The 14,065-nt window shown below is 38.7% G+C and carries 18 protein-coding genes; 9 read left to right on the forward strand and 9 right to left on the reverse strand.

Annotated elements, in window-relative coordinates; genetic code table 11:
- Positions 1-100 precede the first annotated feature (100 nt).
- From ACZ48W_RS09395 to gatC, 8 genes are all read right to left on the reverse strand, one after another.
- Complete coding sequence (locus tag ACZ48W_RS09395) at positions 101-607, reverse strand: DUF1882 domain-containing protein (protein ID WP_464828152.1); 507 nt, start codon at positions 605-607, stop codon at positions 101-103.
- A gap of 97 nt (positions 608-704) precedes the next feature.
- Positions 705-1,955: a serine hydroxymethyltransferase gene (locus tag ACZ48W_RS09400; RefSeq protein WP_464828153.1), complete on the reverse strand. Its 1,251-nt coding sequence runs from the start codon at positions 1,953-1,955 to the stop codon at positions 705-707.
- A gap of 69 nt (positions 1,956-2,024) precedes the next feature.
- Complete coding sequence (lysS, locus tag ACZ48W_RS09405; RefSeq protein ID WP_464828154.1) at positions 2,025-3,698, reverse strand: lysine--tRNA ligase; 1,674 nt, start codon at positions 3,696-3,698, stop codon at positions 2,025-2,027.
- 83 nt (positions 3,699-3,781) lie between these two features.
- Complete coding sequence (locus tag ACZ48W_RS09410; protein ID WP_464830495.1) at positions 3,782-4,231, reverse strand: Fur family transcriptional regulator; 450 nt, start codon at positions 4,229-4,231, stop codon at positions 3,782-3,784.
- A gap of 8 nt (positions 4,232-4,239) precedes the next feature.
- The gene (locus ACZ48W_RS09415) at positions 4,240-4,881 is read right to left on the reverse strand and encodes a CvpA family protein (RefSeq protein WP_464828155.1); all 642 of its coding nucleotides are present in this window, start codon (positions 4,879-4,881) and stop codon (positions 4,240-4,242) included.
- 66 nt (positions 4,882-4,947) lie between these two features.
- The gene (locus tag ACZ48W_RS09420; protein ID WP_464828156.1) at positions 4,948-6,015 is read right to left on the reverse strand and encodes a type IV pilus twitching motility protein PilT; all 1,068 of its coding nucleotides are present in this window, start codon (positions 6,013-6,015) and stop codon (positions 4,948-4,950) included.
- 2 nt (positions 6,016-6,017) lie between these two features.
- Positions 6,018-6,371 carry an arsenate reductase family protein gene (locus ACZ48W_RS09425; RefSeq protein WP_464828157.1) on the reverse strand — a complete coding sequence of 118 codons (354 nt, stop codon included), beginning with the start codon at positions 6,369-6,371 and terminating at the stop codon, positions 6,018-6,020.
- A gap of 10 nt (positions 6,372-6,381) precedes the next feature.
- The gene (gene gatC / locus ACZ48W_RS09430; protein ID WP_464828158.1) at positions 6,382-6,672 is read right to left on the reverse strand and encodes an Asp-tRNA(Asn)/Glu-tRNA(Gln) amidotransferase subunit GatC; all 291 of its coding nucleotides are present in this window, start codon (positions 6,670-6,672) and stop codon (positions 6,382-6,384) included.
- Positions 6,673-6,757: 85 nt separating this feature from the next.
- On the opposite strand from gatC, the gene ACZ48W_RS09435 reads away from it, so the two are divergent.
- Genes ACZ48W_RS09435 through ACZ48W_RS09460 form a run of 6 tightly spaced genes read left to right on the forward strand, consistent with a single transcriptional unit; the run spans position 6,758 to position 10,557 of the window.
- Positions 6,758-7,102, forward strand: coding sequence for a ferredoxin-thioredoxin reductase catalytic domain-containing protein (locus ACZ48W_RS09435; RefSeq protein WP_464828159.1), 345 nt, complete (start codon positions 6,758-6,760; stop codon positions 7,100-7,102).
- Positions 7,103-7,157: 55 nt separating this feature from the next.
- Positions 7,158-7,502, forward strand: coding sequence for a rhodanese-like domain-containing protein (locus tag ACZ48W_RS09440; RefSeq protein WP_464828160.1), 345 nt, complete (start codon positions 7,158-7,160; stop codon positions 7,500-7,502).
- A 3-nt stretch (positions 7,503-7,505) separates the two neighbouring features.
- A complete protein-coding gene (gene dapE, locus ACZ48W_RS09445) occupies positions 7,506-8,606 on the forward strand; it encodes a succinyl-diaminopimelate desuccinylase (protein WP_464828161.1) in 1,101 nt (366 codons plus the stop codon).
- 9 nt (positions 8,607-8,615) lie between these two features.
- Positions 8,616-9,035: a thioredoxin family protein gene (locus ACZ48W_RS09450; RefSeq protein ID WP_464828162.1), complete on the forward strand. Its 420-nt coding sequence runs from the start codon at positions 8,616-8,618 to the stop codon at positions 9,033-9,035.
- A gap of 5 nt (positions 9,036-9,040) precedes the next feature.
- Entirely contained in the window at positions 9,041-9,532 is a 492-nt protein-coding gene (locus tag ACZ48W_RS09455; protein ID WP_464828163.1) for a thioredoxin family protein, read from the forward strand.
- A gap of 2 nt (positions 9,533-9,534) precedes the next feature.
- A complete protein-coding gene (locus tag ACZ48W_RS09460) occupies positions 9,535-10,557 on the forward strand; it encodes a sensor histidine kinase (RefSeq protein WP_464828164.1) in 1,023 nt (340 codons plus the stop codon).
- Here ACZ48W_RS09460 and ACZ48W_RS09465 read toward each other — a convergent pair.
- Entirely contained in the window at positions 10,547-11,014 is a 468-nt protein-coding gene (locus ACZ48W_RS09465) for a DsrE family protein (protein ID WP_464828165.1), read from the reverse strand. The genes ACZ48W_RS09460 and ACZ48W_RS09465 overlap by 11 nt on opposite strands.
- A 136-nt stretch (positions 11,015-11,150) precedes the next feature.
- Here ACZ48W_RS09465 and ACZ48W_RS09470 point away from each other — a divergent pair, with 136 nt between their 5' ends.
- The 3 genes from ACZ48W_RS09470 to ACZ48W_RS09480 are packed head-to-tail and all read left to right on the forward strand — an operon-like array spanning position 11,151 to position 14,057.
- Positions 11,151-12,257 (forward strand): hypothetical protein, encoded by a 1,107-nt coding sequence (locus tag ACZ48W_RS09470; protein WP_464828166.1) that lies wholly within the window; start codon positions 11,151-11,153, stop codon positions 12,255-12,257.
- Complete coding sequence (locus tag ACZ48W_RS09475) at positions 12,254-12,913, forward strand: response regulator transcription factor (RefSeq protein ID WP_464828167.1); 660 nt, start codon at positions 12,254-12,256, stop codon at positions 12,911-12,913. Before ACZ48W_RS09470 ends, ACZ48W_RS09475 begins: the two co-directional genes overlap by 4 nt.
- Complete coding sequence (locus ACZ48W_RS09480; protein WP_464828168.1) at positions 12,903-14,057, forward strand: sensor histidine kinase; 1,155 nt, start codon at positions 12,903-12,905, stop codon at positions 14,055-14,057. The genes ACZ48W_RS09475 and ACZ48W_RS09480 overlap by 11 nt, the downstream gene beginning before the upstream one ends.
- Positions 14,058-14,065: the final 8 nt, after the last annotated feature.

The raw sequence follows: 14,065 nt of genomic DNA on the forward strand, positions 1-14,065 counted from the left end.
AGATGATGTATTGTACAGGGCAAAGAACGGAGGGAGAAACAGGGTTGAAGCCAATTTCTGAAAATAGAGCAGAACTGTTTTGCAAAAAAGCAAAAGCTGACTAGATAGTAGTATCTATCTTTTTGTAAGGCAGGGTAATAATATTATATGCCTCCGGTAAAGAGGAGGATGGCAGACATTTCCATCTCTTTGTCAATTTCTGTTTCAGTGCATTGGAGATATCTAAAAGTCTGCTATCGGCAACTTCAAGTGTAAGATGATCCACTTCTATAAACACCTGTATCTTTTCTTCATCTTTCCCCTGATAGATATGATACTTTTTTATTTCCAACGTATTAAAAAGATGTTTGACCAGATAATAGAATCTTTGATACTCTTCCCCTTTATATTCAAGTACCAGGTAATTCGTACACCCTTCTTTAAGTAACGGAGCTGCGATTGTATATTGCCTGTTAAGATGCTGCTGCAGCAGAAGAGGAGAAAGGGGTTCATCTATACGTTCAAATTTCGCATAGAAGGTACGATTGTCGAACTGTATCTGTTCAACGATCGTACTTCGTTTAATATAGTAGTGGCTGTCAAAAAGCTCTAGATCGAAGACTTTCACTTTGTTAACTCTAAATGTGGCTAGCCGTATGAGTCAACTGCTGAAATTGACTCAGTTTCAGCGTAGTTTTTTGGATTTTCTTCAAAAAGCGTCCTGTTTAATATATTGGTTTTTCGTAAATTACAAAGTTTTGAGCAAGCTCTTTCATCTCATCTTTGATCTTTGCATGAAGATCACTGTCATTAATGTTGTCAAGTACATCTGCAATTTTGTTAGCAATAATTTCAAACTCTGCTTCTTTCATACCACGGCTGGTAAGTGCAGGAGAACCAATACGCACACCGGATGTTACAAATGGACTTCGGGTTTCTCCCGGTACAGTGTTTTTGTTTACAGTGATACCTGCTGCCCCCAATGCTGCATCTGCATCTTTACCTGAGAAATCTTGGTTAAGAAATGAAACAAGTACAAGGTGGTTATCTGTACCGCCGGATACTACATCATAGCCACGGCTTACAAGTACTTCAGCCAGTTTGGAAGCATTTGCTTTTACCTGTTTGGCATAGACTTTCCACTCATCACTTAGGTTATATTTGAAACCTACTGCTTTAGCGGCAACAACATGTACAAGCGGTCCGCCTTGAAGGCCAGGGAAGATCGCTGAGTTGATCTTCTTGGCAATATCTTCATCATTCGTCATGATCATACCGCCGCGAGGTCCTGCAAGTGTTTTATGTGTGGTTGTTGTTACAACATCTGCATATGGGAATGGGCTAGGATGTTCACCTGCACATACCAGTCCTGCAATGTGAGCGATGTCAGCAAATAAAATAGCACCTACTTCATCTGCGATCTCTCTGAATTTTTTGAAGTCGATCTCTCTGGCATATGCAGAAGCACCACACACGATGATTTTAGGCTGAACGATTTTTGCGATATCCATCACTCTGTCATAATTGATACGGCCGTCAAGTTCAACACCATAGGTAAAGCTTGAGTAGTTCTTTCCTGAGAAGCTTGGTTTGCTCCCATGAGTCAAGTGCCCGCCATGAGAAAGATCCATACCTAGAATCTTCTCTCCGGCTTTAAGCAGTGCTGCATAGACTGCCCCGTTTGCCTGAGAACCTGAGTGAGGTTGTACATTTGCATAGTTACAGTCAAAAAGCTCACAAGCCCTGTCTATAGCGAGTTGCTCAACTACGTCAGCATACTCACATCCGCCGTAATATCTTTTATAGGGGTAACCTTCTGCATATTTGTTAGTAAATACAGACCCCATGGCTTCCATTACTGCCGGAATAGTAAAGTTCTCAGATGCGATCATCTCCAGATGATCTGTTTGTCTCTCACGCTCATTTTCAATCGCTTGAAAAATTTCCGGGTCAAAAGTTTCTATTGCATAACTCATAGGTTTCCTTTATTAGGTTTGTTGTTGGATTTATATCCAAATTTTACTTTTATTCAAAAGAGAATAGGGCTATTTGCCCTCCTGGAGCCTCTTTTTACAAGCAGCTACATCTATACAGAACATCCCTTTGCCTTTTTTTGCAGGTTTAAGTTCTTCGGGGTTCTCATTTCCGCATTTTTTACATTTGTTTTCAGCTGAGACCACTTCAGGCATTGGTGCTTCAGGTTTCATTGCCGGGAATAGAAGTACATCACGGATACTGTGCTGGTCGGTAAGCATCATGACAAGTCTGTCTATACCTATTCCTTCACCGGCTGTCGGTGTCATACCGTAGCTGAGTGCTTTGACGTAATCCGTATCCATATGCATTGCTTCATCATCACCTGTAGCCTCTTTGGCATCGACTTGCCCTTTGAATCTGTTATATTGGTCAATAGGGTCATTAAGCTCGGAGAAACCGTTCGCTATCTCTTTACCAGCCATGAAAAGTTCAAAACGTTCTGCAATATCCGGGTTTTCATCAGATCTTCTTGCAAGCGGAGAGATATCCACAGGGAAATCGGTGATGAAAGTAGGATTGATGAGTTTCCCTTCTACAAATTCATCAAAGAGTTCAGCTTGCAGGTAACCCAATGTCAAGTTACTGTCTACTTTGACATTATGCTCTGCAAGGTAAGCCAATGCTTTCTCTTTATCTGCTGCTACATCTGCAGGTACACCGCCGATACTTGTAAGTGACTCAATATACGGTACTTTTGCAAATGGTGTAGAGAAGTCTATCTCCAAGTCTCCATATGGAAGTTTTCTTTCAAGACCAAGGTTATCGAACAGGTAGTCAAAAAGTTCTTCAGTGATTTCCATAAGATGGATATAGGTTTTATATGCCCAGTAGAACTCTATCATCGTGAATTCAGGATTATGAGTATGGTCCATCCCCTCATTTCTAAAGTTTCTGTTGATCTCAAAAACCGCTTCCATCCCCCCGACAATAAGACGTTTAAGGTAGAGTTCCGGAGCAATTCTAAGATATCTGTCTACGCCTAGAGCATTATGATGTGTTATGAATGGTTTTGCATTCGCACCACCGGGGATCGGATGCATCATTGGTGTTTCTACTTCCAGAAAAGTTTTCTCCTCAAAGAATCTTCGTATAAGTGAAACGATCCTGCTTCTCATGACAAAGTTCTCTTTGACCTCTGGGTTCATGATCATATCAAGGTAACGCTGTCTGTATCTGAGTTCATGATCTTGCAGTCCGTGGAACTTCTCCGGAAGAGGAGAAATAGCTTTGGAGACAATTCTCATCTCTTTACAGTGAAGGGTCAGTTCTCCCGTTTGTGTGACAAAAGGGTATCCGGTTGCTTCAATAATATCACCTACTTCAAAAAGTTTCTTAGCCACATTGTTGTAAAAACCTTCAGGCAGTTCATCTCTGTTGTAGTAGATCTGGACCAAACCGTCAGCATCTTCTATTTTGGCGAATGCAGCTTTTCCCATGATACGGATAAATTTGAGTCTGCCTGTGAGAGTGTAACTCCTGCTTTCATCTTTTTTCTCATCTGCATCCTGCTCTTTGATGTAGGCACACTCTTTTAAAAATACTTTGGATGGTGTTCCTTTCTCTATCTGATTCGGGTAGGGGTTGATCCCCTCTTCTCTTAGTTTTTCCGTTTTTTTAATACGTTCTTGAATATATTGATTTTCAAATATCAAGGTTTCTCCTGTTTTTTTTCTGTTCGTCATTCTGGACTTGATTCAGGATCTATATTGAGTAGTTACTGAATATGGTGGATACTGAAGCAAGTTCAGAATGGCTGATATGGTATTTATATATCTTTTTCTTGACACTCTTCACAGAGACCTACGATCTTCATTGTATGGTCAGTCATTTGAAAATTGAATTTTTCAGCGATCTTTTCCTGCTGCTCTTCAATTGTTTCATCAAAAAATTCAATGATCTTCCCGCATGAAGTACAGATAAGATGGTCATGATGCTTTTTGAGGCCAAGTTCATACTTTTTGCCTTGTGCACCAAATGAAATGGAACTTGCGATCCCTGATTCTTCAAGCAGTGTCAAAGTACGGTAGACTGTTGCAATACCGATATTGATATCCGGATACTCTTTCTTTAGAAGCATATAGATGTCTTCCGGGGTAAAGTGACCATTGTTGTCGTAAAGGAACTTTAAGATAAGTTCTCTCTGTTTTGTAAATTTGAGTGTATTGCTTTTAAGCAATGTTTTGAATTTTTCTAAAAGAAGAGGATATGTAATCATCATTTACCTTAGTGCGCGACCATACTGGTATTTGTATCTACGGTTATATTTTTTTCTTTTGTATCCGCTTCAGAATTATTTGTCTCATTAAGGTTCACAACGTTTTTAAGTACTTCTGTAGTAGATGATTTTTTCAGTCCCAGTGCGGTCGTATCAAGGTTAATGATACTTGAACCTACTTTTCTCAAATAAGGATAAAGTACAGAGTCCTGAACATATTTTTCCAAATTGTCTTTTACAAGTGTTACATTTGAAAGGGCGGTAACGATCAATGCAAAAATAAGGAAATATTTCCCTCCTCCGGCAATAAAACCGAAAAGACGATTCAGAAAACCTAAACCACTGGCACTTGTAAGTTTTGAGAAAATTGAACCTAATATAGTAGCACCCAACCAGATGATGATAAGAATAGCAAGGAAACCGAGAAGCTTAAGCAGTGCACTGTTTTCCAAATGAAGGAAATTCTTATCTATGAATGCAGCCGCTGTCGGAGCAAGGCGTGAGGCAAAATAAACACCTCCTATCAGTCCGACAAGTCCGAATACTTCTTTGATAAACCCGTTCATGAAGCCTTTAATACCCAAGATAAGCACGATGGCTCCGATTGTAATATCAAAATAGTTGAAGTCTACCATTGAAAAATTTTCCATATATTTCCTCTTTAAATCTGCTAGTTTTTTCGTATTGTATCTATAAATATCATTAAAAATGCTTTTTTAGTACATGTGTAAGGCTTTTGACAGTTCATCTGCTTTATTTGAATACTGCAGTGCAACATCACGACTGATCTTCCCGTCTTTAAGGAATTTCAGAAGGGCCTGTGTCTGTGTCTGCATACCGGTATTCTCTTGACCTAACTGCATTTGTGAATAGATCTGGTGTACTTTGTCTTCACGAATAAGGTTGGAGATCGCATGATTCGTGATCAGTATCTCTGATGCAGCAACACGTCCTCCGCCTAGCTGGGGAAGAAGTGCCTGGGCAATGACTGCTACAAGTGAAGATGAGAGCATAGCTCTGATCTGCGGTTGTTCCTCTCCGGAGAAGACATCAATAATACGGTTGATAGTACTGGGAGCAGAAGAGGTGTGGAGCGTACCAAAAACAAGGTGTCCTGTTTCAGCAGCTGTAAGTGCAGCTTCAATGGTCTCCTTATCCCTCATCTCACCGATAAGGATGATATCCGGATCCTGACGCATTGCATATTTGAGGGCAATGGCAAAACTTGCAGTATCTTCACCAACACCTCTGTGGGAGAACACACATTTTTTATTTTCGTGGATGAATTCTACCGGATCCTCAACGGTTACAATGTGTTTCTGTTCATGGAGGTTTATCTCATTCAGCATTGCTGCAAGTGTGGTTGATTTACCTGAACCGGTAGGACCTGTTACAAGAATAAGCCCTTTTTCTCTCTTAATGATTTTTTTATACACTTCGGGTGCACCAAGATCATCCAATGAAGGTATTTCTATGGGAATGACCCTGAATGCAGCAGCCGTATCACCTAAAGTACGATAGTAATTTGCTCTAAAACGGCCAATACCCGGGATCAAAAGTGCAAAGTCAAGTTCATCGTATTCTTCAAAATGCTGTTTCTGTTTCTCAGTAATCAATGAATAGCACATCTCTTCGATATCTTCACCTGTAAGCTTGGGAAGGTTTACGGGCTTGAGTGCGCCGTCAAGTCTGATCTGCGGTTCTGTACGACTTACAAGGTGTAGATCGGAAGCACCGTGTGAAACAACACTTTGAAGCAGTTTTTTAATATCAAAAGTAGCCATACTTATCCTTTAGGTTTTTGTAGTTTTTTCAGATATTCTGATTCATTATACCCAACTATGATATTGTTATCAAACTGAATAACCGGACGTTTAATGAGCATATTTTCTTTACTCAACCATATTCTCTTATCTGCATCGTTCAGATCAAGATCTTTGAGTTTAAGTGTTCTGTACGTTGTTCCCCTGGTATTGAACAGTGTTTTAATGTCAGTGGATTTGAGCCATTCATTAATTTTCTGTTCATTAACAGGTGTTTCACGAAAATCTATAAATTCATAAGGTATATTATGAGATTTGAGATATTTGATCGCTTTTCTAACACTATCACAGTTCTTGATCCCATAAATTTTTAACATCTAATGTGTATTACTCAATAATTGCCGGAACTATAAAAAAGTCATCCTGGCTTTCCGGTGCATGTGTAAGAATATCTTTTGCTATATCATCAGGCTGTCGTGCGGTATCTTCTCGTAACGGAGTACCGCCTTCAAGGGTAGAAAAAGAGGCATCAAGTGCAGTGGTATCAAGTTCATTCAGATTGTCTACATAAGAGAGAATACCGGAGAGCTGCTGTATGACCTCTTCTTTTTTTGATTCATCTATACGTAGATGAGAAAGTTTTTCCAATTTGGCTAAGACAGTATTATCTATTTTCATTCTATACCCTGAAAGTGATTTTTCTTATTATATATTAATTTAGTTTAAGATATAACTACAAGATAAAATGTATAAAGGATAATTTATGATGCAACAATTGGATATGAGTTCACCGGAGTTCCTGGAAGAATTGAAGAAAACTAAAGAATTTACGGATAAAGTATGTAAACAATTCGGCTGGGTATACCATCCGATGCAAGATGTCAATGAGGGGGTGACATTGGGACTTGCAAGACATAAATTGCTTTACGGTAAAAGATTCTGTCCCTGTTTCATGGTGGAACCGGATGAGGCTAAACCGGGAAAATATAAAAGTGTAGACAACAGAACATGTCCCTGTAAGCCGGCAATAGAAGAAGAGCTTCCGAATGAGGGGAAATGCCATTGCGGTATCTTCTGTACACCGGAATATGCTGCTGAAAATAGCTGATAAAGTAAATTGGGTATAATATGCGATAATTTATACGTCAAGAGGGGGGGGGACAATGCAGACATTATTAGCGAGAGATAATATCAATTCTGAAGATATTGAAACACTTTTACAGGCAAGAGAAGAGGGGAAAGTAGATTTTCTGTTGGTTGATGTACGGGAAGATATGGAGTATAAGATGGAGCATCTTAAAGGTGTCGATATACTTAAACCTACTTCACATTTTCAGGTATGGGCAGAAGAACTTTTGGAACAGACCAAAGATAAAGCAGTCATTTTTACTTGTCGTACAGGCAGCAGAAGCGGACAAGTTCAAAATATTTTTAGAAGTAACGGGCATCCGCGTGTGATCAACCACTCTGGCGGTATTGTCTCTTATAGTGGTGAGATAGAAAGATAGAAGATGCATGTAATTGACTTATTTTTAAAACTGTTGAGCTTTGAATCTGTAACACCTGATGATGCCGGGTCTTTACAGTTCATAGAAGAGTACCTTGCTGGATATGAAGCCATCTATATCAATAAAGAAGGGGTAAAAAATCTTTTCTTGACTAAAAAGTTCTCCGAGGGTCCACACCTCTGCTTTGCAGGACATGTTGATGTTGTGCCTGCAGGTGATGGTTGGGAAACCGATCCTTTTGTTCCTGTCATCAAAGAGGGTAAAATCTATGCACGTGGTACACAAGACATGAAAAGCGGGGTGGCAGCTTTTGTACAGGCATGTTATAACGCAGATCATTTTGAGGGAAGACTTTCGATCCTGCTTACTTCAGATGAAGAGGGTGATGCAAAGTATGGTACACAAATTATGCTCGAACATCTCAAAGAGATCGATCTTTTACCGGACAGCTGCATCGTGGCAGAGCCGACATGTGAGAAGATCTTTGGTGATGCTATCAAAGTGGGACGGAGAGGCTCAATCAATGGTGTGATAGAAAAACATGGCATGCAGGGGCATGCAGCATATCCTGAGAAAGCAACCAATCCTATTCACAAAGTTGCCCAGGTCCTGCCTTATATGGCAGGTATCAATCTGGATGAAGGTGATGCATATTTCGGGCCGAGCCAATTTGTCATAACAGATATACGTGCGGGGATGGAAGTCACCAATGTGACACCAGGGAAACTGAAAATGATGTTCAATGTACGCAACTCTACCAAGACCTCTCTTCAAGATGTGGAAGATTTTGTCCATAAGTATTTCAGTGGTATGAATTATGATCTTAAACTGAGCCAATCAGCAAAACCTTTTTTGACAGAGACGGACCGTCCTGTGGTACATGCGATAGATGAAAGTATTCAAAAAGTATGTGGTATTACCCCTAAACATTCTACTGCAGGGGGGACAAGTGATGCACGATTCATTGCAGCTTATGGCATAGATGTGATCGAGTTTGGGGTGATCAATGATACGATTCATGCACCCAATGAAAGAACTTCCATTGAAGAAGTAGACAAGCTGTATCAGGTATTCAGTGAATTGATCAAAAATTTTAATCGTTAAAGGATAAAGATGAAAAAATTATTAGGTATATTTTTAGTCGCGGGAACATTTTTTTCTATGAATCTCTTTGCAGGAGAGATGGTATGGATAAAAGATATAGGTACTGCTTTTAAGCAGGCGCAGAAAGAAGAAAAAACGGTAATGGTTATGGTAGAGGGAGAACACTGCAGATGGTGTAAAAAAATGAAACATCGTACTTTGGCTGATGAAAATGTACAAAAAAAACTTGAGTCATACATTACAGTAAAGGTTATGAGAGAAGATGAAGATGCTGTAAAAGATCTTCCTATCATCGACGGTGTACCGACGATCTTCTTTATGACACCTCAAAAAGAGCTGATCGAGACCGTGGTCGGATATTTTAATGTTGAAGATTTCTTAAGTTATATCAGTGATGTAGAAAAGAAAAAAGAAAAAAGTAAAAAATAAATAAGATGAAAAATATTTTTTTGAGTATATTGCTTAGTATCCTGGTGGTATCATTAAGTGCTTATGGTGATTCAAAAAAAAGTGTCCGTGAAAATTCAAAAACAGAGAAGAGTAAGCTAAAAGAAGCTGTGAAGCCAAATACTCAAAAACTGGAACTTGTATGGCTGGATGATGTTCAAGCTGCTTTTCCATTGGCAAAGAAAGAGAAAAAAAGTGTGTTGGTGATGGTTGAAGACCCCAATTGTAGATGGTGTGTCAAGATGAAAGAAGAAGCACTTTCCAATGAAAGAGTGCAAAAGTATCTCCGTGAATATATATTGCTAAAGATAGAAAGAAGTGACAACAAAAGTATGGAAAGTCTACCCGGACTCAGAGGTCCGATCCCCAGTTTTCATTTTTTCACAGCCGACAAAAAGTTCATAGAGAAAGTGGCTGGATATTATAAAACAGAAGACTTTTTGGATTATATTAAAGAAATAGCAGAGGATGGTCTGTAAATATGATATTCAACCGTCCGCATTTTACAGAATATGTCATGGCAAGACTGGTAACGATAGCCATACTTCTGTTTATCATTTTTGCTGTACTTCTGGTCGTTGTTACTTCTGATAAAGAGGATGCGTTCCTACCCATCGGGCTGCTTGCGTTGGCTTTTTCTGTTTTTATTTTTTTTATCAATCGTGGTGCAAAACGTATGGAAAATGAGTTGTCCACGGTCAATAAATATCTCTCAAAGATCGAAGAGATAGATCAGATAGACTATCAGGCACATTTTTTTACACAAGAGTTTGAAGAGATCAACAAGAATCTTATCAAAGTACTGAAGAAATCTAAAAAAAGAGAAGATATCAAACAGCGGTATAATGCAAAACTCAAACTTAAGAACAGACAGCGTGCCGATATGCTTTCAGCTATCGCACATGAATTTCGAAATCCTATAGCATCGATCATGGGATATTCCCAAACCCTGCAGGATGATCCGGATATCCCCAAGCCTCTTCAGGAGAAATTTTTAGGCAAGATCTACAACAACGGCAATAAGATAGAATCACTTCTCAGCCGTCTCATACTCTGGAACAAGTTTGAGAGCGGTGAAGCAACGTTGCATAAAAGTTCTTTTGATATCTATACGTTGGCACAAGAGGTCAGACTGGCACTGGAAGAAGCATACAGGAACAGGGAGATACGTATAGAAGGAAGCCCGCGTATGGTGGATGCTGATCGTACACTTATAGAGATCATACTGAAAAATCTCATCGAAAATGCACTGAAGTATTCCAAAGATGCAGTGATCGTACAGATCGGCCCTGAGACTATATCTGTAACAGATAAAGGAGTAGGGATCAGTCAAAAAGACCTGGATAATGTGACGAAAAAGTTTTACCGTTCAGGTACCCACAGCTGGGATAACTCCATGGGACTCGGCCTTTCCATTGTTAAAACCATTCTTACACTGCATCAAAGCAGACTTGAGATCCAAAGCAAAGAAAATGAGGGATCGACTTTTTCATTCAATCTCTAATAGGAATATAGGCATATCCCTCATTTTGTTTGTCAATAAGCCCGATGGTTGAGTTGGGTATGATCTTTACAAAACTATACACATCTTTCGCTTTAAGTTCATTTTTAGGCATGGCTGCACCACACATGAGAAACTCTACATCATAGGTTTTGACCATGGACTCGATGCGTTTTGCCAGTGTTTTATGTGTCTCTATGAGTACTTTGTCCTTTTTGAACTTGGAGTGTGCAGGGTCTTTGGTAAAGAACCTGTATGCACCACCATGAATGACCACCACTACGTCTAACTCTCTTAAAGTACCTTCATAATGTGCTTTATTTGCTACGATACCTTTTAAAATCCTGAGTTCAAAACTTGTTAAATCTTTGGTAGTCAGATCATAGACCACCTTGGCTGATGCTTCTTCTGCCTGTGCCATGCCTAGACTTATCAGTAGGATGATGATATATTTTTTCATAAATGTCCTTTTATTTTATATTATAATTTCACATAATAGCATTACTATGTAAAAAAAATGTAAAAAATGATAATAATAAATTATTTATAGATAATACTTAAGCAAAAATATAGTGTTTGTTCCGTAGGATTCATGTATGAAACGATTTAATCAACTCTCTCTCTGGATCACTTTTTTTGTACTGGCTATGCTCCTTGTCTCAATTTTTTTCTTTAATAAACAGAGTAAGGAAGACAAATTGGAAAGTTTGGGTGACCACGTAGTGAGTAACTTTAGGGCCGGTCTTGCTTATGAGATGGCAGATTTGCTCTCTTTTTCGTTGGCACTTTCTGAAGATGGTGAGCTTAAAAATGCATTGATATCTGATGATGAGTCAAAAGGATATAGCATCCTAAGTAATATCACGCAGCGTTTTAAAAAATATACGCATCTGAAATCACTGCGTATTCAAGTCCTTACACCAGATTTTTTTATCTTTGCACGTAGCTGGAATGAAGGTTTTGAGGGAATGCCTATCTGGTGGTTTAGGGATGACCTTCAAAGGCTCAAACGGAATAAACAGCCTAAAGTAGGTATGGAAATAGGCAGATTACTTACATTCAAAGCAACGATCCCTATACGAAGTGGGAGGAAGTTGTTGGGATATCTGGAAGTGATTAAATTTGTAGATGAACTTGCATCTAAACTGCATAAAAAAGGAATAGAACTTTTTGCATTGATGGATGAACGTTATTTGAAGCAGGCAGAGTTAATGCGTGATTTCCCCCTTTTGCATGAACATGTGATAGCCAATCAGAATTTTAATCAGCAATTCAAAAAAGAGATCGAGGCAATAGACTGGGATATCCTTACTGCTAAAAGCTATGTATACAAAAATGACAGGCTGTATCTTTTGGAACCCATGTACAATGGAGAGGGAGAGAAGATAGGAGTTTATCTGATCACGCTTTCTGATGAAGCATTGAAAAGATATGAAGGATCGAATCAGAGTGTTTCGTTTTTCACCCAATTCTCAGATGCAGATATAGAACAGGTAGTTTCATCCTGGGAATATCCCTATGGGAGTTTCCGAAGCGGATATGACAAGGATCTGATAGGGCTTCTTTCCAAACTCAAGAAAGAGGATAAGGTAGAGTTGGAATCTGAGGCGAAAGAGATACTGGAAGAGTATAGTAAGGATGAGTTGATAGATATCATCCTCTCGAATGTGCATAATGAAAAGAAGATCGGGGTTATAGAATGAAAATACTTATCTTGGAAGATGAATCCATGCTTGCATTAAGCATACAGGAATTTTTAGAGGATTGCGGATATGAAGTAAACTGCTATTCCAGCTCGGAAGAAGCCTATGATGCCATCTATGACAGAGTGTATGACCTGTTACTTCTGGATGTAAAAGTATTAGGTGAAAAGAACGGGTTTGAAATGCTTGAAATGTTACGTAAAGAGGGTGTGATGATACCCGCGATCTTTATTACCTCTTTAACGGATATAGATGATCTGAGCCGAGGATATGAGTGTGGTGCCTGTGATTATATACGTAAGCCGTTTGATCTGGCAGAATTAAAGTTGCGTGTTGAGCAGGTGATCAAAATGCATTGTTTTTCTTCTGTGGATGAATGTCTAGCCCTTCCGTTCGGTTATAGTTACAATATTAAAAATATGAAGCTTACATTTGAGAATGAAGATACAGTACTTACAAAAACGGAAGCCAGGATCCTGGAATTGCTTATCAAACAAAGAGGGTGTGTCGTAAGTTATGAAATGTTTTGGGAAGAGGTATGGGGAGAGTGGATAGACCCGACCAATATAAGGGTACAGGTCGGTACTTTACGTAAAAAACTTAAACAGGATTTTATTAAAAATATTCGCGGTGTAGGATACAGTATTGATCTTTGATCCTAAAAAATTCGCCCGTAAATATGCATTGATCTATACTGCTGTACTGGCTGTACTGCTTATTGTTCCTCTTGTCACCTATGTGTTGCTTCTTTTGCAGATAGATGAAGCAAAAGTGAAACTCTCTCTTGAAGAACAGGCTAAAAAGGTCATTGTTTCTATGCAACGGTATAAAAACAGTGACAAAGTATATCATTTCCCAAGATATAAAGAGTATAAAGCGGCTCTTTACAATGATAAGTATCAAACGATCTTTTCCACCTTGGATTTCAAGCCTGATACTTTTACGGAGGGGTTTCATCATTCCGGTAACCGATATTATTATATCTATCCGCTTCCTGATGGTTATTATTTTGGTGCAAAGTATCTTTTGGTCGGGACGATCCATACATCAAGTGATATTTACCTTTTTGCTTTCTCTGTGATGATAGGTATTGTGATCGCATTATTCATTTTTTCACTTTTATTGCTGCGAAACTTCTCTGCACCTTTTGAAAAACTCAATACACAGTTGGATAACTTCATAAAAGATTCTATGCATGAGATCAATACACCATTGAGCATTATCAATCTCAATGTAGATCTTTTTGCCAACAAATATGGTGAAAATAAATATCTAAGGCGTATCAAATCTGCTTCCAAGACACTAGCGACCATCTATAATGATATGGATTATCTTATTAAACAGGGACGGGTGGAACATAAAAAAGAGATGATAGATTTTGGAAAATTCATTCAGAGCAGGGTAGATTATTTTCAAGAGGTTGCCAATCTCAAGAGTATTACACTGAATACCCATATTGAAGATGGATTAAAACACTATTGCTCGAAAACAAAACTGCAGCGTATTGTAGATAATACACTTTCAAATGCGATTAAATACAGTTACGACAATAGTGATGTTGATATTATGCTGCAAGTTGAATATGGGAATATTGTCTTTAAAGTGAAAGACCATGGTATTGGCATAGAGAATGTCCATAAAATATTTTCCCGATATTATCGGGAAAATGAAGCCAAAGGAGGTTTCGGTATAGGACTCAATATTGTTAAACAGATCACAGATGAAGAGGGTATCGGGCTTGAGGTTTCCTCTATTTTGGGCAAAGGAACAACCTTCCGATATACTTTTTTTACAAAATAATAAAATTT

It is taken from the genome of Sulfurovum aggregans, assembly GCF_055385215.1.